This window comes from Rhodococcus sp. 06-1474-1B (assembly GCF_002258885.1).
Classification (GTDB): Bacteria; Actinomycetota; Actinomycetes; order Mycobacteriales; family Mycobacteriaceae; genus Rhodococcoides; species Rhodococcoides fascians.
The window spans coordinates 77,211-99,043 of sequence record NZ_NOYR01000028.1; the positions used below are offsets into that span (position 1 = coordinate 77,211).

Genomic DNA, 21,833 nt, shown 5'->3' on the forward strand with positions numbered 1-21,833 from the left:
GTTGTGCACGTGGATCGATCAGGAGGAATAGTTAGATGGCGGTTGGACGTCGACGCGAGGCAGCATTGACGGTCGAGGACCTTCCGCGCTTGGTTCGGAGCGTCGCTGCGGTCGAACCGGACCGCGTGGCGCTCGCGCACCTCGGCACGGAGTTGACCTACGCCCGGTTGGACGAGGAGATCACCACCCTCGACACGGCCATGGGTGGGGTTCTGGGCTCGGACGCGCTGGTCCCGGTCGTGCTGTCCAACACCGTTCCCGGCCTCATCGAGGCCACCGACGGTGGTCTCGACGCCGTGGTCTCGTCGGTGGTCTCCGATGCCGCGACGGTTCTCGGTGACGACGACTCGGCGTCGAGCCCGGCCGGACCCGAGGCAACCACCCTCTACACCCTGTTCGCCGATCAGGCCGAGCGGACACCGGACGCACCCGCGCTCGTGTTCGGCGGCGAGAGTCGGTCCTATTCCGAGTTCGCAGAGTCGGTCGAACGCCTCGCCCGGGTTCTGATCGAGCGGGGTGTCGGCCCGGATTCGACGGTGGGGCTGTCTATCCGCCGCTCGTTCGATCTGCTGGTGGGTATGTACGCCATCTCGGCAGCCGGTGGTGCCTACGTTCCGTTGGACCCCGAGCACCCGGTGGATCGACTCGCCTACGTCCTCGATACCGCGCGACCGGTTCTGGTGCTCACGACATCGGAGGACCTGCCGCAGTTGCCGGACGGCACGCAGACTCTGCTCGTCGATGCCGTCGACGTCTCCGGCGTGACTGCAGGGCGCATCACCGATGCGGACCGGCTCGGCACCCTCGGCGAAGACGACCTCGCGTACGTCATCTTCACGTCCGGTTCGACCGGGCGTCCGAAGGGCGTGGCGGTGGGCCACCGCGCGATCGTCGCCAATATTTCCTGGCGGCAGCGGGAATACACGATGACCCCGGCCGACGTCGTCTTGCAGAAGACACCGTTCACGTTCGACGTGTCGGTCTGGGAGTTCTTCTGGCCGTTGCAGATCGGCGCGACACTGGTGATCGCCGAGCCCGACGGGCACCGCGACCCCGCCTATCTCGCCCGCGTCATCGCTGAACACGGCGTGACGGTGACCCACTTCGTACCGTCGATGCTGTCGGTCTACGTTGCCGAACCCACCGCCGCACAGGCCGATTCGCTTCGCATGGTGTTCGCCTCCGGTGAGGCGCTGCCGGCGCGAACCGTCAACGCGTTCCACGCGATCTCCGGTGCCGAGTTGCACAACCTGTACGGTCCCACCGAAGCAGCCGTCGACGTCACGTACTACCGAACCCAGCAGGTGGAGGACGGCTCGGTACCGATCGGCGCTGCCGTCGACGACACCGACCTCTACGTGCTCGACGAGGGTCTGCGGCGCTCACCCCGGGGAGTCGAGGGAGAGCTCTATCTCGCGGGCGTGCAGCTCGCTCGCGGATACCTCGGACGCACGGACCTGACGTCCGATCGATTCGTCGCCGACCCGTTCGGTGAGCCGGGGGACCGGATGTACCGCACCGGCGACCTGGTGCGCCGACGCGCCGACGGCCTGATCGAGTACATCGGCCGCACCGACTTCCAGGTCAAACTGCGTGGCCTCCGTATCGAACTCGGCGAGATCGAGCAAGCGCTGCTCGCCGAGCCGCAGGTGACCCAGGCTGCGGTACTCGTTCACGCCGACCGATCGCAGGCCCAGTTGGGTGAGCAGCTCGTCGGCTATGTCGTGAGCACCGAGCCCGATATCGATCACGACGGCCTGGCGGATGCGGTGCGCCGGCGCATGCCCGAGTACATGGTGCCGTCGGTGTTCGTCGTGCTGGACGAATTCCCCCTGAACGCCAGCGGCAAGCTGGACCGAAAAGCCTTGCCTGCGCCCGATTTCGCCTCGCTCGTACGCGAGTATCGCGCCCCGGGCACCGACACCGAAACTGCTCTGGCGGCAATTTTCGAGACGGTTCTCGGTATCGACCGTATCGGCGTGGACGACGACTTCTTCGTTCTCGGCGGAAACTCGCTCAACGCCACCCGCGTGATCGCGCGAGTCAACGCGGAACTGGGCACAGCAGTGGATGTGCGGTCGTTCTTCGACGCACCGACCGTCGCCGAACTCGCCGCGGCCGTCGATGCCGCAGGCTCGACGCACGCGCGACCTCCATTGGTGGCACAGCAGCGGCCCGAACGTGTGCCGCTGTCGCTGGCCCAGCAACGGATGTGGTTCCTCAACCGATTCGAGCCGGACTCGGCAGTCAACAACATCCCGGTCGCCATCGCGTTGAGCGGTGAACTCGATTTCACCGCCCTGCAGGCGGCCTTGATCGACGTGTTGGACCGGCACGAGTCGCTGCGGACGGTCTACCCCGATCGCGACGGCATCGGCTTCCAGCAAGTACTCGAATCCGATGCGGTGGCAGTGGAATTGGAGCGCGCGACGGCAACCGATGCCGACGTTCCCGCCGTGCTGCTCGAGTTCGCGCTCAGGCCCTTCGATCTGGCGGTACAGCTGCCCTTCCGGGCGGTGCTTCTCGAGACGGCCGAGACCGAGCACGTGCTCGCGTTCGTGGTGCACCACATCGCGGCCGACGGATTCTCGATGGGCCCGCTGACCCGAGACGTGGTGGCCGCATACGTGGCGCGCACCAACGGGCAGCAACCACAGTGGACTCCGCTCGAGGTGCAGTACGCCGACTTCACGCTGTGGCAGAGGGCCGTCCTCGGCAGCGAGGACGATCCGGAATCTCTGATCTCGGCGCAGGAGAACTACTGGCGGCACCGACTCGGCGGCGCACCCGACCAGTTGGAGCTACCCACCGACCGTCCCCGCCCGGCGGTCGCCACGACCAACGGCGGCACGCACACGTTCGAGATCGACGCCGAACTGGTCCGCGCGCTGGAGAAGCTCGGAAGAGACCACAACGCAACGACATTCATGGTCGTGCACGCGGCGCTGGCCGTGCTGTTGACCAAGCTCGCGGCCGCCGACGACATCAGTATCGGTACGCCGGTCGCCGGCCGTGGAGACGCGGCCCTCGACGACGTCGTCGGCATGTTCGTCAACACACTGGTGCTGCGCACCGAAGTCGATTCACGGACGTCGTTCGACGATCTGCTGCGCGAGATCCGGGAGGTGGACCTCGCTGCGTTCTCGCACGCCGACGTGCCCTTCGAGCGTCTGGTGGACGTGTTGGCCCCGGCGCGCTCGCAGGCACGCCACCCGCTGTTCCAGGTGATGTTGACGTTCCAGAACCTGGATCGAACCTCGGTCGAGCTCCCCGGCCTGACCATCGCAGCGGTCGACTACGAGGCAGACCTGGCAAAGTTCGATCTGCAAGTCACGCTGTGGGATTCGGCACCGGCCGGCTCCGAGCCCGCGGGCCTGACCGTCGCCCTGACCTATGCTGCGGACCTCTTCGACAAATCGACGATGGCTCGATTCGGAGAGCGGTTCGTTCGGGTTCTTCGTGCGATCACCGCAGCGCCCGCCGCAGCCGTCGGAGAGATCGACCTGCTCGACTCGGTCGAGCGGGAGTCGGTGCTGACGTTCGGTTCGGGACCGGCGCACGAGATCACCAGCGGAACAACGTTGGTGGGGCAGTTCGACGGTCGCGTCGAGCAGACCCCCGACGCGCAGGCCCTTGTGTTCGAGGACGTTCGGCTGACGTACGCCGAGCTCGATGCGCGCGCGAACCGCCTGGCGCGGTACCTGTTGTCGGTGGGTGTCGGGACCGATTCGACAGTCGGCCTCGCAGTCGGCCGCAGTATCGAGTTGTTCGTCGGTATGTACGCGATCGTCAAGGCCGGTGCTGCGTACGTGCCCATCGATCCGGCTCAGCCGTCGGAGCGCAACGAGTACATCGTGAGCACGGCCTCGCCGGTACGGGTGCTCTCGAGCACCCGAGATCACGTCGAGTTCCCCGGCGTGGAGACGGTCGACATCGACACCGTGGACGTGTCGGAATTCTCGTCGGCGCCGGTGACCGACGCGGAGCGGACGGCACCGCTGCGGGCAGAGAACCTCGCATACATCATCTTCACCTCGGGGTCGACGGGTCGGCCGAAGGGCGTCGGCGTATCGCACGCGGCGATCGTCAACCGGTTGTCGTGGATGCAGCACGAGTACCCCCTCGGTCCGCAGGACGTGGTGTTGCAGAAGACACCGGCTACGTTCGACGTGTCGGTGTGGGAGTTCTTCTGGGCCTTCCAGGTCGGCGCATCGGTGGTCATCGCGGTTCCCGAGGGTCATCGGGATCCGTCGTACCTGCTCGATGTCATTGCACGCGAACATGTCTCGGTAGTGCACTTCGTGCCGTCGATGATGTCGGTGTTCACACCGGAGGCGCTGCGTAGGCCCGACGCGGGCGCGTCGCTGCGTACGGTGTTCGCCTCGGGGGAGGCGCTTGCGCCTGCTACTGCACATTCGCTGCGCCGCGCGCTCCCACAGGTGTCGGTGCACAACCTGTACGGCCCGACCGAAGCTGCTGTCGACGTGACCTATCACGCGGTCTCCGACGCGGACACAGCCGTGGTGCCGATCGGTTCACCGGTGTGGAACACCGATGTGCGCGTTCTGGATTCGTCGTTGCGGCCGGTTCCGGTCGGGGTGTCGGGAGAGCTCTATCTCTCGGGTGTCCAGCTCGCCAGGGGATACGTGAGCCGACCCGATCTGACCGCGGATCGCTTCGTTGCCGATCCGTTCGCGGTCGACGGAGCGCGGATGTACCGAACCGGCGACGTGGTGCGGTGGCTGCCCGCCGGTGAGTTGGAGTACGTGGGGCGGTCCGACTTCCAGGTGAAGTTGCGTGGTCTCCGTATCGAACTCGGCGAAATCGAATCGGCTCTGTTGGATCTTCCCGAGATCGCTCAGGCCGTGGTGCTCGTGCGACGGGAACAACTGGTTGCCTACGTCGTCCCCACCGAAGGCCCGGTCGATGTGGACCGGGTACGCACCGCGCTACGTGGACGTCTGGCCGAGTACATGGTGCCGACCACCGTCGTGGAATTGGCCGAGTTCCCTCTCGGCGGAAGTGGCAAGCTCGATCGAAAAGCGCTGCCCGATCCGGAATTCGAGGCAACGCCCTACCGAGCACCGTCCGATCCGGTCGAAGAGATCGTCGCGAACGTGTTCGGCGCGGTCCTCGGACTCGACCGAGTCGGTGTGGACGACGACTTCTTCGCGCTCGGCGGCAATTCGCTCGTCGCCACTCAGGTCGCCGCACGACTCGGTGCCGAGCTGGGCACGACGGTGCCCGTCCGAACGATGTTCGAGGCAGGCACGGTGGCAGCCTTGGCTGCTGCGTTGGAAAGTCACGTCGGCCACGGAGTCTCCGCGCCTCTGGTGCCGCAGGAACGCCCCGAACGAATTCCGCTCTCTCTCGCCCAGCAGCGGATGTGGTTCCTCAACCGATTCGAGCCCGAATCGGCGGTCAACAACATCCCCGTGGCGATCCGGCTCACCGGAGCACTCGACACTGCGGCCCTGAACGCAGCGGTCGTCGACGTTCTCGACCGGCACGAAGCACTCCGCACCGTCTACCCGAGTGTGGACGGAGCGGGGCATCAGGTGATCCTGCCTGCCGAATCGGTGGCACCGGACCTGACACCCACCACACCGTCCGCCGACGGTGCGGTGGCCGACCTGATCGCTTTCGCCTCCGAAGGATTCGACGTCACCCAGTCGATTCCCCTGCGCGCGAAACTGTTCCAGGTCACCGACGACGAGTACGTGCTGGTCGTCGTGGTTCATCACATCAGCGCAGACGGTTGGTCCATGGGACCGCTGACCCGCGACGTGATGACGGCTTACCTCGCTCGTGTGGCCGGCGACGCACCGCAGTGGACGCCGCTGGCGGTGCAGTACGCCGACTTCGCGCTGTGGCAGCGCGCCGTGCTCGGCGACGACGCGGATCCGAGCAGCCTGATGGCAGCACAGGCGGACTACTGGCGTTCGGCCCTGGCGGACCTGCCCAGTGAGCTGACCCTGCCGTACGACCGGCCGCGTCCCGCGGTGCAGTCGTACTCGGGCGGGCGGTTCCAGTTCGACATCGATGCGGATCTGCGTGCCTCGCTCGACGATCTGGCCCGGTCGACCGGAACCACCCTGTTCATGGTGCTCCACGGTGCACTCGCGCTGTTCCTGGCTCGCATGTCCACCTCGGACGACGTTGCGGTGGGTACCGCCGTCGCAGGCCGCGGCGAGGCCGTCCTGGACGACGTGATCGGCATGTTCGTCAACACCCTGGTGCTCCGCACCTCGGTCGATCGAAGCAAGGGATTCACCGACCTCCTCGGCCACGTCCGGGACGTTGATCTCGATGCATTCGCACACGCGGACATCCCCTTCGAGCGGCTCGTCGATTTGCTCGAACCCGAGCGCACGACGGCCAGGCACCCGCTGTTCCAGGTCGCGATCGCGTTCGAGAACCTGCCGCCGAGCGAATTCCACCTTCCCGATCTGACGGTCTCGGCGGTCGACGTCGAGGTCGACACAGCCAAGTTCGACCTGTCGCTGACGCTGCACGAGAAGGCCGACGGCACCGGTCTGTCCGCCGGTTTCCTCTACGCGCGAGACCTGTTCGACGAGAACACGATCGAGGTGTTCTCGCGTCGTTTCCGCTGGCTGCTCGAAGCGATCGTGGCGACACCGAACACCCCGGTGGGCGATCTGTCCATCCTCTACGACGACGAATACGACCGGCTCACCCACGTCCACGGTGACGACGTGTTGGCCGGCGGCACTCTGGCCGAGATCTTCGCTGCCGGAGCCGCACTCGACCCGTCGGCGACCGCGATTCGCTACGAGGGCCGCTCGATCTCGTACGCCGAACTCGATGCGACGTCCTCGCAGCTCGCCCGGGTGCTCATCGAGCGCGGGGCCGGCCCCGAATCCGTTGTGGCTCTGGGGTTCCAACGCTCCTACTTCATGGTGCTCGCGGTCTGGGCAGTGGCGAAATCGGGGGCCGCGCACCTACCCGTCGACCCGACGTATCCGGTCGATCGCGTCGCCCACATGGTCTCGGACTCCGAGGCCCTACTGGGCCTGACCACCCGGGCACACTCGGATCGGCTCGCCGGCGGACAGCAGGACCTGACCTGGCTGAGCGTCGACGACGACGAGTTCGTGGCCGAGGTCCGCACCCGCTCTGCCGAGCCGGTCACCGATGCCGACCGCCTGCGACCCGTCACGTTCCAGAACCCCGCCTACGTCATCTACACCTCGGGCTCGACGGGCAAGCCGAAGGGCGTCGTCGTCACGCACGCCGGACTCGGGGGCGTCCTCGACGCAGCAACCGATCTCTATCACCTGAAGCCGGCCTCGCGGTTCCTCCACGTCTGCTCGCCGAACTTCGATCCGTCGGTTCTGGAGTGGATGGCGGCGTTCTCCGTCGGCGCGACGTTGGTGGTGGTACCCGCATCGATTCTCGGCGGCACCGAACTGGCCGAATTGTTGAAGGCGGAGAGGGTCACTCACACGATCATCACGCCCGCGGTGCTCGGCACGATGGATCCCCACGGGATCGATTCGCTCGAGGTGCTCTCGGTGGGCGGCGACGTGACCACTCCCGAACTCCTCGCCCGGTGGGCAGGGGACCGGAAGTACTTCAACGGGTACGGACCGACCGAGACCACGATCATCTCCAGCTTCGCCGAGTTGACGCCCGGCGAGCCGATCACCATCGGTCGACCGATTCACGGCATGTCCGTGCTCATCCTCGATTCCAGGCTCGAACCGGTTCCGACCGGTGTCGCGGGTGACCTGTATCTGTCGGGCGGTGCGCTCGCTCGCGGCTATCTCGGTAGGCCGAGTCTGTCCTCCGAGCGCTTCGTGGCCAACCCGTACGGCATCGACGGCGCACGGATGTACCGCACCGGCGACGTCGTGCGATGGACGGACGACCTGCAGCTGCAGTTCGTCGGCCGCACCGACTTCCAGGTCAAGGTGCGTGGGTTCCGTATCGAGCTCGGCGAGATCGACTCCGCGCTCACCGCTGTTCCCGAGGTCGACTTCGCCGTCACACTCGGACACGAACTGCCCTCGGGTGTCACCACCCTCGTGTCCTACGTGCTGCCGACGCGTGGTTCCGTCGTCGACGTCGACGAGCTGACCGCCTTCGTCGGAAAATCATTGCCCGCCTACATGATCCCGTCGTCGATCATCGTTCTCGACACCGTTCCACTGACCCCGGTGGGCAAGTTGGATCGCGCCGCGCTTCCCGCACCCGTGTTCGAGGCCCGGGAATTCCGCGCACCCACCACCGCGGTCGAAGAGATCGTCGCCGGAGTGTTCGCCGACGTCCTGCACCTCGAGCGAGTGGGACTGGACGACGACTTCTTCGCCCTGGGCGGTAACTCGTTGATCGCCACCCAGGTGGTCTCGCGGCTCGGCGCGGCCCTGGACACGGTGGTCCCGGTGCGGGCGCTGTTCGAGAGCTCGACCGTGGCCGCACTGGTGGCGCACGTGGAGAGCGCTGTCGGTTCGGGCGGGCGCGCTGCACTCGTGGCGGGTCCGCGTCCCGAGCACCCGCCGCTCTCGCCTGCGCAGCAGCGATACTGGTTCCTCAACCAGTTCGACACGACGTCGTCGGTGGACAACATTCCGTTCGCCGTGCGGTTGTCGGGTGAGCTCGACGTCGCTGCGCTGCAGTTGGCGGTGCGCGATGTCGTCGAGCGCCACGAGTCTCTTCGTACCCGGTACCCGGACTCGGCACAGGGCCCGTTCCAGCAGGTGTTGCCGGCGTCCGAGGTACCGATGGACCTCGCCGTCCGAGACGTGGCCGGTGCGAACGTCGTCACCGCCGTGACCGAATTCTTCACGCGTGGCTTCGACGTCACCGTCGAGGTACCGGTCGACGCGCGCGTGTTCCGCGTCGACGAGAACGAGCACGTCCTGGCCTTCGTCGTCCACCACGTGTCGGCCGACGGCGCGTCGATGGGCCCGCTGGCCGTCGACGTCATGACCGCATACACCGCGAGATCTGCAGGGTCGGCTCCGGACTGGGAGCCACTCGAGGTGCAGTACGTCGACTTCGCGCTGTGGCAGCGAACCGTGCTCGGTACCGAATCGGATCCCGATTCGGTTGCAGCGCAGCAGGTGTCGTACTGGAAAGATGCGCTCGCCGAGCTGCCGGATCAATTGGTACTGCCCACCGATCGCCCGCGCCCGCCTGCGCAGAGTTTCCGCGGCGATGCCGTGCGGTTCACCGTCGACGCCGGCACGCACGCTGCTCTCGCCGAGCTCGGACGCACCGAGCAGGCAACGTTGTTCATGGTGGTGCACTCGGCATTCGCGGTGTTGCTCGCACGCCTGTCCGGTTCCGAGGACATCGCGGTCGGAACGCCCATTGCCGGCCGCGGTGAGCGGGCTCTGGACTCGATGATCGGTATGTTCGTCAATACTCTGGTCTTCCGGTCGTCGGTCGAATCGTCGATGACCTTCCGCCAGTTGCTCGCTCAGGCCCGAGAGCGGGACCTGGCCGCGTTCGCGCACTCCGACGTTCCGTTCGAGCGTCTCGTGGAGGTGCTGAACCCGGTGCGGTCGACGGCACGCAACCCGTTGTTCCAGGTAGGACTGTCCTTCCAGAACCTTGCCGAGTCGACGTTCGAGCTGCCGGGTCTGACGGTGAGTGCCGTCGAGGCGGATGCGGTGACTGCGAAAACCGATCTGCAACTGTCGATCTCGGATCGCTACGCCCCGGACGGCTCGCCCGCGGAACTGTCGGCCGAATTCAGTTATGCCACCGATCTTTTCGATCGCGCCACGATCGAAGTTTTTGCAGACCGGTTCGTTCGCCTCCTCGCCGCCGTGGCCGAGGACCCGTCGGCCGTCGTCGGCGATCTCGAGCTGCTCTCGCCCGAGGAACGCACCCGGATCGTCCGCACGTGGAACGACACCGATCACGATGTCGATGCGTCGCAGACGCTGGTATCGCTGTTCGATCGACAGGTGCAGGCGCAGCCCGACGCGGTCGCGGTGGTCCATGCCGGGCAGTCACTGTCGTACGGCGAGTTCGATCGTCGAATCAACCGGTTGGCCCGCGTCCTGATCGGTGCCGGTGTCGGCCCGCAGGTGACGGTTGCCCTGGCGATCAGGCGCTCGGTGGATCTGCTCGTCGCGATGTATGCCGTCGCCAAGGCGGGTGGGGCGTACGTGCCCATCGATCCGGATCAGCCGGCGGACCGCAATGCCTACATCCTGGAGGTAGCTGCTCCCGCTCTGGTCCTGAGTACTGCGCGGGACGGTGTCGATGTCGACTCGGTTCCGGTGCTGTTGGTCGACACCGATCCGCGAGTGCTCGACGCAGAGGTCTCGGACGCGCCCGTCACCGACAGTGAGCGCACCTCGCCGCTGCGGCCTGCGAACACCGCGTACGTCATCTTCACGTCCGGATCCACCGGCCGCCCCAAGGGTGTCGCGGTGAGTCATGCCGCCATCGTCAACCAATTGCTGTGGCAGAGCGCTCATTACGGACTGGGCAGCACCGACCGAGTACTGCTCAAGACCGCGGCCACCTTCGATCTGTCCGTGTGGGAGTTCTGGGTCGCCGCCGTCTCCGGTGGTGCGATCGTCGTGGCCGACGCCGAGGGTCACCGCGATCCCGCCTACCTCGTCGATCTGATGAACCGGGAATCGGTGACGACACTGCACACCGTGCCGTCCGTGCTCGAAGCGCTGGTCACGGCGTCGGCGGGCACCCTGCCCGAACCCCTGACGCGGATCCTGGCGATCGGCGAAGCACTGCCGGTCGCTACGGCCGAGCGCGCGCTGCGCAGTTCGGCTGCGCGACTGGACAACTTGTACGGACCGACCGAGGCCGCGGTCTCGGTGACTTCGCATCGGGTGACGACCGTCGACGGCACCACGGTTCCGATCGGTGGCCCTGAGTGGAACACCCGTGTCTACGTGCTGGATTCGCGTCTGGCTCCCGTTCCGGTCGGCGTCGCAGGTGAGCTCTACCTCGCGGGTGCGCAGCTGGCCGACGGGTACTTCGCGCGGCCGGATCTGAGCGCCGAGCGATTCGTCGCGGACCCGTTCACCCCCGGCGGCCGCCTGTACCGCACCGGTGACCTCGTATCCTGGCGCGCCGACGGCGAACTGGAGTACGTCGGGCGCACCGACTTCCAGGTGAAGATTCGCGGTTTCCGTATCGAGCTCGGCGACATCGATGCCGCTCTCGGATCGCTCGACGAGATTCGCGACGTCGCCGTGATCGCTCTCGCGGACACGGGATCAGGCGCGCGGCTCGTGGCCTACCTCGTGCCCGCCGATGGGGTGACGCTGGATCAGGACGGCATCCGTCGTGCACTCGCCGAACGTCTGCCGTCGTACATGATCCCGGCGGCCTTCGTCGTGCTCGAGGCTCTTCCTCGCGGCGTCAACGGAAAGCTGGATCGACAGGCGCTCCCCGAACCGCAGTTCGAGACAGCCGAATTCCGCGCGCCGACCAATCCGGTGGAAGAGGCCGTCGCGGCGGTCTTCGCCGAGGTGCTCGCTGTCGAGCGCGTGGGTCTGGACGACGACTTCTTCGCGCTCGGCGGTAACTCGCTCATCGCCACTCAGGTGGTCTCCCGGCTGGGGGCGGCGCTCGATACTCAGGTGCCGGTCCGCTCGATCTTCGAGTCTCCGACGGTGCAGTCGCTCGCACGTGCGATCGAGTCCGAGGTGGGTACCGGTGCGCGCCGGGCACTGACGGCTCGAACACGACCGGACTCGGTGCCGCTGTCGATGGCTCAGCAGCGCATGTGGTTCCTGAGCCAATTCGATCCGACCTCCGCCGTGAACAACATTCCGGTCGCAATTCGGTTGTCCGGCAGCATCGATGTCGATGCACTCACCAACGCCGTGCACGACGTGCTGGCGAGGCACGAAATTCTGCGCACCGTGTACCCGGAGGTCGACGGACGAGGCCATCAGGTGGTACTCGGTACCGCGGAGGCCGGCGTGACGGTTGTCGTCGACGACGTCGACGAGAGTTCGATCGAGCAGGCCCTGCGCGACTTCGTGTCCGCGGGATTCGACGTGACCCGAGCTGTTCCGGTCCGAATCCGGATCCTGCGGGTCAGCGAGACCGAGCACGTACTGGCCTTCGTCGCCCATCACATCGCCGCGGACGGGTTCTCGATGGGACCCCTGACGCGCGACGTCATGGTGGCCTACACCGCCCGTGCCGCGGGGGAGAACCCGCAGTGGGCACCACTCCCGGTGCAGTACGCGGACTACGCGTTGTGGCAACGCGAGGTACTCGGTTCCGAGGACGACCCCGATTCGCCGTTGGCGAAGCAGCTCGCCTACTGGACGACGGCTCTGGCCGGTGCCCCGGCACAGCTCGATCTCGCGACCGACCGGCCGCGTCCGGCGGTGGCGTCGTATCGCGGTGCGGCATACAACTTCTCGATCGACGAGGCCCTGCAGTCGAACATCGCTCGCGCGGCCCGCGCCAACAACGCCACGAACTTCATGGTGGTCCACACCGCGCTCGCGGTGCTCCTCGGCGCGATGGCGGGTACCGACGACGTGACGATCGGAACCCCGGTCGCCGGCCGCGGTGACGCCGATCTGGACGAGCTCGTCGGCATGTTCGTCAACACGCTCGCCCTGCGTACCGCGGTGCACCCCGCGGCAACGTTGCGCGAGCAACTCGCCGCAGTTCGCGAGGCCGACCTCGGAGCCTTCGGGCACGCCGACGTGCCGTTCGAGCGGCTCGTCGACGAGCTGGCCCCGGACCGATCACAGGCTCGCCACCCGATCTTCCAGGTCATGCTGACGTTCCAGAACCTGAACCGCCAGACGTTGGCCCTGCCGGGGTTGAGTGTCGAGGGCATCGATCTGGGTAGCGCGTTCGCGAAATTCGACCTGCAGGTGACGCTCTGGGAGAACACGGACGACCGCGGTGCTCCCGCCGGAATCGACGTGCAGTTCGACTACGCCACAGATCTATTCGAAGAATCCAGCATGGCCTCCCTCGGGCGACGGCTCGTCCGGGTACTGCACGCGCTGACCGACGCACCGGACGGAGTCGTCGGCGACATCGACATCCTCGAGGAAGGCGAACGTACCCGCGTCCTCGAGGACTGGAACGCCACCGCGCACGAGGTGGATCCCGGTGCAACTCTGGTGTCGCTGTTCGAGTCCCGAGTTGCCGAGTCCCCGGACAACACCGCCACGAGCTTCCTCGACGATCGGGTGACGTACCGCGAATTCTCCGAGCGGGTCAACGCGCTCGCGCGTCTGCTCATCGCCGAGGGAGTCGGCCCGGAAACCGTGGTGGCGACGGCCATGCGCCGCTCCATCGACATGCTGGCGGGTATCTACGCCGTGCTCGCCGCCGGTGGTGCCTACGTTCCGGTCGACCCGGATCTACCGGCCGAACGAATCGGCTACATCCTGGACACGGCGGCACCCGTGGTGCTGCTCACGACCGAGCGCGACGGTACAGATCTCGTGACCGACGCCGCCAGAATCCTGGTCGACACCGTCGACACGACAGGTCTGTCCACGGCACCGGTGACCGATGCCGAGCGAACCGCACCGCTGCGACCGGCGGACACCGCGTACGTCATCTTCACCTCCGGCTCCACCGGTCGCCCCAAAGGCGTTGCGGTCAGCCACGAGGCCATCGTCAACCGTCTGCTGTGGATGCAGGCCGAATACCGTCTGACCGAGCAGGACAAGGTGTTGCAGAAGACGCCGGTCACGTTCGACGTGTCGGTGTGGGAGCTGTTCTGGCCGTTGCAGATCGGTGCCGAACTCGTCATCGCGGTGCCCGACGGCCACCGAGATCCGGCATATCTGGTGAGCACCGTCGCCGAACGCGGCGTCACGGTCGCGCACTTCGTACCGTCGTTGCTGGCCGTGTTCGCCGCCGCGGACGGCGTGTCGAACTGCACCGGCCTGCGTGCGGTGTTCGCCTCCGGTGAGGCGCTGCCTGCATCGGTTGCCTCGGCCCTGCGCACTGCACTGCCCGCCACCGAGCTGCACAACCTCTACGGCCCGACCGAGGCCGCTGTCGACGTCACGTATCACCATGTCCTGCCGTCGGACACCGTGTCGGTTCCCATCGGCGCACCGGTGTGGAACACGAGGGTGACGGTGCTCGACGCGCGACTGCACCCCGTTCCCGTCGGGGTGCCCGGGGAGCTGTATCTCGCCGGGCGTCAACTGGCCCGCGGATACCTCGGCCGCCCGGACCTGACTGCCGACCGATTCGTCGCCGATCCGCACGGCAGTCCCGGCTCGCGGATGTACCGCACCGGAGACCTGGTGCGGTGGAGGCGCGACGGTGAACTCGAGTACCTCGGCCGCACCGACTTCCAGGTCAAACTCCGAGGCCTGCGGATCGAGCTCGGCGAGATCGAAGCCGCGCTGACTGCAGATCCGTCGGTCGACCAAGCCGTCGTTCTCGTGCGCCGGACGCCGTCGGCAGGTGAACTCCTGGTCGGCTACGTCGTTCCTGTCGCCGGTGAGACGATCGACACCACAGCGGTCACCGCCTCGGTTGCGACCCTGGTTCCGGAATACATGGTTCCGGCCGGGCTCATCGTGCTCGATGCCCTGCCACTCGGGCCGAACGGCAAGCTGGACCGCAGAGCACTACCCGAACCGGAATTCGGCAGCGATGCCGAATTCCGCACCGCGACAACCGACACCGAACGCATCATCGCCGAGGTCTTCGCAGACGTCCTCGGCCTCGACGCCGTCGGGGTCGACGATTCGTTCTTCGCGCTCGGCGGCGACAGCATCGTCTCGATTCAGCTCGTTTCTCGCGCCAAGGCCAGGGGAATTCAGTTCGGGCCGCGAGATGTGTTCGAGCGCAAGACCGTTGCCGGTCTCGCCGAGGTCGCCGTGATCGTCGGTGAGGGCAATGACGCGGTCGTGCTCGAGGAACTCGACGGCGGCGGCGTCGGTTGGATGCCGCTACCCCCGTTCGGTGTAGCGATGATCGAGCGCGGCGGCGGGTGGTCACGCTTCCATCAGGCCGTCACACTGGAGCTGCCGCTCGGTATCGACCGAGCCGGGATTCTCGCCACGGTGACCGCAGTGGTCGATCGACACGACGTGCTGCGGTCGACCCTGGTGCACGACGACCGCGGCTGGGGTCTCGATGTTGCGGGCGCCGGTACCGTCGACGTGGATACACTGCTCACCCGGGCCGATACCGATTCGGCTGCAACAGTATTCGACGATGCGGTGGGAACGCTCGACCCCGCGGCCGGTCGCATGCTCGCCCTCGTCTGGGTCGATCGAGGACCCGAGGTGCCGGGCACGCTGACCGTGGCGGCGCACCACCTCGTGATCGACGGAGTGTCGTGGCGAATCCTGGTCCCCGACTTCGTCTCCGCCTGGGCTCAGGTGTCGGGGGGAGTGACCCCGACCCTCCCCGAGGTCGGGACCTCGATGCGGCGTTGGACCCATGCACTGGTCGACGCGGCAGCGAGCGAGGCGCGGCTGGCCGAATTGCCGCTGTGGCGTTCGATCGCCGACACCGAGGACCCCGTGCTGGGCAACCGCCCCTTCGATCCCGCGGTCGATGTCGTGGCGAAGCTCGAACGGGTGAACATCGAACTGACACCCGACGTCACGCGCACCTTGCTGACCACCGTTCCGGAGATCTTCCGCGGCGGAGTGGGCGACGGGTTGCTGGCCGCGCTCGCCTTGGCCGTCACGAGACTGCGGTCCGAGCGCGGCATCACTGCACCGGCAACACTCGTGCAGCTCGAAGGCCACGGCCGCGAGGAAGCGGTGGTTCCCGGAGCTGATCTGGGACGTACCGTCGGCTGGCTGACCAGCCTGTTCCCCGTTCGCCTCGACCTGACCGGGATCGACGTCGATGCTGCGTTCGCGGGAGGGTCGCAGCTCGGCGATGCAGTGAAGGCAGTCAAGGAGCAGATGCTGGCGCTGCCCGATCGAGGCATGGGCTGGGGACTGCTCCGCTACCTGAACTCGGAGACCGCTGCGGAACTGGCCGAACTCGGCACCGGACAGATCAGCTTCAACTACCTGGGCCGGGTCGACGCCGGCGAGGTCCCGGACGAGATGAAGTCGCTCGGCTGGTTGCCGGCCGCCGACGGTGAGCTCTCCGCGCCCGGTGACGCCGACATGGCCGCGAACAAGACCGTCGACATCAACGCGATCGTGCTCGACACCGACGAGGGCGGGGTCCTGAGCGCCAGCTTCGCGTTCCCGACCGGAGCCGTGTCCGCGGACACGGTCGAGCGTCTCGCCGGGCTGTGGTCCGAGGCGTTGACGGCGCTGGCCTCGTACGCCGAGGTACCCGGCTCGGGCGGCCTGACCCCGTCGGACGTGCCTCTGGTGGCGCTGTCGCAGGCCGACATCGCGTCGTTCGAGGCGCGTTACCCACAGCTGACCGACATCTGGTCGCTGTCACCGTTGCAGCAAGGACTGCTGTTCCACGCGTTGTTCGCCGACGCGTCGATCGACGTCTACACCATGCAGGTCGTACTCGACCTGGCCGGCGAGGTGGACGCCGAACGGTTGCATCACGCTGCCCAGACACTGCTGGACCGGTACGACAATCTGCGTACCTCGTTCACCGCGACCGCAGACGGCGAGACGGTGCAGATCGTCCATCAGGACGTCGTGTTGCCCTGGACCACGATGGACCTGTCGCACCTCGACGAGCCGGAACGTGGCACAGCAGTCGCCGATGCCCTGGCGGCCGAGCAACGACGGCATTTCGACGTCTCCACTGCACCGCTGCTGCGTTTCGTCCTCGTGCGAATCACCCCGACCACCTACAAGCTCGCGATGACCAACCATCACGTGCTCCTCGACGGGTGGTCTCTGCCGCTGGTGATGAAGGAACTGTTGTACCTGTACGCCGCTCGGGGTTCCACCTCGTCGATGCCGAGGGTTCGCTCGTATCGCTCCTACCTGGCATGGCTGAACCGACAGGACCCGGCCGTGTCTCTCGGTGCGTGGACCACCGCGCTGGCCGGAGTCGAGGAGCCGACGTTCGTCGCACCGCCGAGTGTCGGACGAGAGATCTCCGCGCGCTCGGCAGAGACGGAGCGATTCGTCGATCCCGAGACCACCGCGTCGCTCGTGGCGCTCGGTGGCAGGCTCGGCGTCACCGTCAACACGCTGGTGCAAGCGGCCTACGGCCTGCTGATCGCACACATCACCGGCCGCACCGATGTCGTGTTCGGTGCCACGGTCTCCGGCCGTCCCGCTGCTCTTCCAGGCGTCGAGTCCATGATCGGCCTGTTCATCAACACCATCCCGGTGCGCGTTCGATTCGATCCGGCCGACACTGTCGAGAACTACCTGGTCCGGATTCAGGGAGAACAAGCAGACCTGCTCGACCACCATCACATGGGACTCGTCGACATCCAACGGGCGATCGGAATGGGGAATCTGTTCGACACCCTCACCATCTTCGAGTCCTACCCGGTGGACGAAGCCGAGCTGACGCAGCAAGCGGCAGCGATCGACGGAATGACCGTCGAGTCGGTGAGCTCGAACGACAACACTCACTACCCACTGACGTTGTTGGTCGTGGCCGAGGATCGAATCTCGTTCACGCTCAAGTACATCAGCGATCTGTTCGACGCTGCGTACGTCGAATCGATCCTGTCCCGTCTCGTCGGTGTTCTCGAAACCTTCGTCTCCGACACCACGACGGCGGTCGGCGATATCGATCTGCTCGGCTCGGAAGAACGAACCCGCGTGATCGACACCTGGAACGACACCGCGCACGAGGTCGACGCCGGCATCATGTTGACCGCGCCGTTCCGGGCTCGGGTTGCGGCGAACCCGGACGCCACGGCCGTGCTGTACGAGGGCGCCGCAGTGACCTACGCCGAGTTCTCGGTGCGGGTCAACCGTCTTGCCCGACACCTGATTTCGCTCGGCGTCGGCCCGCAGTCGCTCGTCGCTCTCGGCATGAGGCGAGGCATCGACCTGATGGTCGGCATGTACGCCGTCCTCGAAGCCGGCGGCGCATACGTACCCATCGATCCGGACCACCCGGCCGAGCGCATCGAGTACATCCTCGACACCGCGGTGCCGGTCGCCGTTCTCTCGACCAGTCACGATCGGACGGGACTGCCGGAACGGTTCCCGATTCTCGAACTGGACACCCTCGATCTCGCGTCCTACCCGGCAGACGCCGTGGCCGACGCCGACCGACTGGCACCGGTACGCCCGGAGAACACCGCCTACGTCATCTTCACGTCCGGGTCGACCGGGCGACCCAAGGGCGTCGCGGTGCCGCACCGCGCGATCGTCAACGAGATGGCGTGGATGATCGACCAGTACTCGCTCGACGAGAACGACGTCTACCTGCAGAAGACGGCGACGACGTTCGACGTGTCACTGTGGGGCTTCTTCCTCCCACTCCAGGTCGGTGCGAGCGTCGTTCTCGCGACCCCCGACGGCCACCGCGACCCGGCGTACGTCGCGGAGCGCATCGCCCGGCACGGCGTCACCGTCACGGACTTCGTGCCGTCGATGCTCACGGTGTTCGCCGCGTACGCCACCGAGGAGCAGTGCCGGTCGTTGCGACACGTCTACGTGGTGGGTGAGGCACTGCCGCCGGAGACGGTGACGGACTTCCGCGCGATCACCTCTGCCAGGATCCACAACCTGTACGGCCCCACCGAAGCCGCAGTGAGTGTGACGTACTGGGAGACGTCTGCCGACGAGGGCGCGACCGTCCCGATCGGGGCGCCGGAGTGGAACACCCAGGCCTACGTTCTCGACGGCAGACTGCATCCGGTCGCCGCAGGGACCGCGGGTGAGCTGTATCTCGCGGGGACGCAGCTCGCCGACGGATACCTCGGGCGCGTCGACCTGACGATGGACCGCTTCGTCGCGAACCCGTTCTCGGCTGCCGGCGAGCGCATGTATCGCACCGGAGACCTCGTCCGATGGCGATCGGGGCCGGGCGCTGCAGGAGTCCTGGAGTACATCGGGCGCACCGACTTCCAGGTCAAGTTCCGTGGCCAGCGGATCGAGCTCGGTGAGATCGAGACCGCACTGCTGGCCCATCCCGACGTCAACCAGGCCACGGCCGTGGTGGCGACCACCGGTGCCGGCGACCAGCTCGTCGGATACGTGGTGCCTGCGCCGGGTGGAACGCTGGACCCGGCCGAGGTACGCACCTTTGTCGGCGGCGCTCTGCCGAAGTACATGGTGCCGGCGACGGTGATGGTGCTCGCGGAATTCCCGCTGAACACCAGCGGCAAGCTGGATCGAAAAGCACTGCCGGAGCCGGTGTTCGAGGTTCGCGAGTTCCGTGCTCCCGCAACGCCGGTCGAGGAGATCGTGGCGGAGATCTACGCGGAGCTGCTCGGCGTGCAGCGGGTCGGATCGGACGACGACTTCTTCGATCTCGGTGGTAACTCGCTGATCGCCACGAGAGTGGCGGCACGGGTGTCGGCTGCGCTCGGGAAGAAGGTCGGTGTCCGAGACCTGTTCGAGGCCTCGACGGTCTCGGCACTCGCAGCGCGCGCCGAATCACGCATCGACGACGCGAACGATATTCCGCTGCGTCGCCGACCGGCCGGACAGACCGTTCCGTTGTCGCTCGCGCAACAGCGCATGTGGGTACTGAACCGACTCGACCCCGAGTCCGGGGCCTACAATATGCCGCTGGCGCTCCGTCTGCGAGGCGAGCTGGATGTCGCGGCACTGCAGGCAGCCGTGTCCAGCACCGTGGAACGCCACGAGGCATTGCGCACGCGCTACCCGGAAGATGCGAACGGTTCGCCGTACCAGGAGTTCGTCGACGCCGGATCGGTCGTACCCGATCTGACTCCGATCGACGCGACCGACGACTCCGACACCGCCGAACGGATTCGCGCACTCGTCTACGAGGGCTTCGACGTCACCGTCGCACCCCCGGTCCGGGGAGCACTGTTCCGCTTCGGCCCGGACGAGTACATCTTCGTCATCGTGATGCACCACATCAGCGGAGACGGCGCATCGATGGCACCACTGGCCCGTGACGTCATGACTGCGTACCTCGCTGCCGCGTCGGGAACCGACTACACGCCCGAACCGCTGACGGTGCAGTACGCGGACTTTGCGGTATGGCAGCGGCAGGTGCTGGGCTCGGACAGCGACCCCACGTCGATTCTGTCGCAGCAGTTGGCCTTCTGGGCGGACGAGCTCAGCGGGATCACCCCGGTCGTGTCGTTGCCGTGGGATCGGCCGCGGGCGGCTACCGCCAACCTGCGCGGAGCCAGTGTGAGTGTCGAGCTGGACGAGTCGGTACACACCGGGCTCGCCGCGATCGCCCGCGAGAACAACGCGACCCTGTTCATGGTGTTGCACGCCGTCCTCGGGGTGCTGTTGTCTCGGATGAGCGGCTCCCGCAGCTTCGCCGTCGGCACGCCCATCGCCGGGCGCGGGCACGAGGCGCTCGACGGACTGGTGGGCATGTTCGTCAACACGTTGGCGCTGCGCACGGACGTGGACCCGGATGCGACGTTCGCAGAGCTGCTGACCGCTCTACGCGAGACCGACCTGCGGGCCTTCGCGAATTCGGACGTCCCGTTCGAGCGGGTCGTCGACACCATCGCACCGGACCGGAACGCCGGGTACACCCCGCTGTTCCAGACGGTTCTGTCGGTGGAGCCCCACGGCGAGGCGCGCTTCGAGCTGCCGAACCTGGTGGTCGAACCCGTCAGCGGCTTCGAGCCGACGGCGAAATTCGACCTGCAGGTCACGGTGGAGACCCAGCACGCCGACGGGAACAGCGGCACCGGAACCCTGAACGTCGAATGGGTGTATGCCGCCGATCTGTTCGACGAGTCCACGGTCGCGTCGCTGGCGGAACGATTCGCACGCATCGCCGGTGCAGTGGCGACAACACCAGCGGTCGTCGTCGGCGACATCGACGTTCTCGACGCCGCCGAGCGGGCGGCACTGACCGAGACCCCGCAGACCGCTGACTCCACTGCGGCACCGGTTCGGTCGGACCTGACCTTGCCGCAGGTACTCACCTCGACGGTGGACGCAGATCCCGATGCGCCCGCGTTGTCGTCGGACGGAGTCGAGTCCACCTACCGTCAGCTCGACGAGCAGTCCTCACGTATGGCTCGGGTACTGATCGAACGTGGCGTCCGAACCGGAGTCGTGGTCGGCGTCTTCGTCACCGACGCTGTTGCGGCAGTCGTGACGCAGTGGGCGGTGGCCAAGGCAGGCGGAGCCGTGGCTCCGATCGCCCCGTCGAACTCCTCCGACGTTCTGCAGCGGGCAGGCGCGTCCGTCCTCGTCCTGGACGGTGACGACGCGCCGAGCTGGGCCGGGTCCGTCACGACCATCCACCTCGGGCATCCGGACGTCGTCGACGCCATTGCCGCGAGTTCTGGGCGGCCGGTGACGTATTCGGACCGAACGGCGGTTCTGGGACCCGACAGCCCAGCGTTGGTCGTGGTCGACGACGGCACCGTGATCGACCACGGAACACTCGCTGCACTGGCGACGAACGCAGTGGCGGAGTGGGCAGTGGCCTTCGATTCGCGGCTGGCCGTCCCCACCCGGTTCGATTCCGGTGCAGCAGTTCTGGCCGGTGTGGTCGCCGTGACCGCAGGTGCAGCCCTGGTGACCGATCGGGCGGAGTCCGCCGAGGACGCCGCCGACATCGTGTCCGCAGAATGGGTCACCCATGCGTTCCTTGCCTCAGCAGATGCTGCCGCGGTCGATCGACTGCAACCCGAGGACATCGAGGGCCTCGTTGCGATCGTGTCGGTCGACGGTGACGGTGCCGAGATGAGCGGTGTCGACATTCCGGTGCATCGTCTGCCCGGGTCGATAGGAACCGCCGCCCGATAAGGTGAGGCGAACTGCAACGCTCGCCGCGTCGTGGACGATGAA

At 66.9% G+C, this 21,833-nt stretch carries 1 protein-coding gene; it reads left to right on the forward strand.

The genetic code is table 11. From position 1 onward, the window contains the following. Nucleotides 1–35 precede the first annotated feature (35 nt). Nucleotides 36–21,791: a non-ribosomal peptide synthetase gene (locus CH266_RS17400; protein ID WP_094715833.1), complete on the forward strand. Its 21,756-nt coding sequence runs from the start codon at nt 36–38 to the stop codon at nt 21,789–21,791. The last annotated feature ends 42 nt before the right edge of the window (nt 21,792–21,833 follow it).

Bases quoted from the DNA above. Each gene is read 5' to 3' on its own strand.
- CH266_RS17400 (WP_094715833.1), top strand. From the start codon at position 36: ATGGCGGTTGGACGTCGACGCGAGGCAGCATTGACGGTCGAGGACCTT.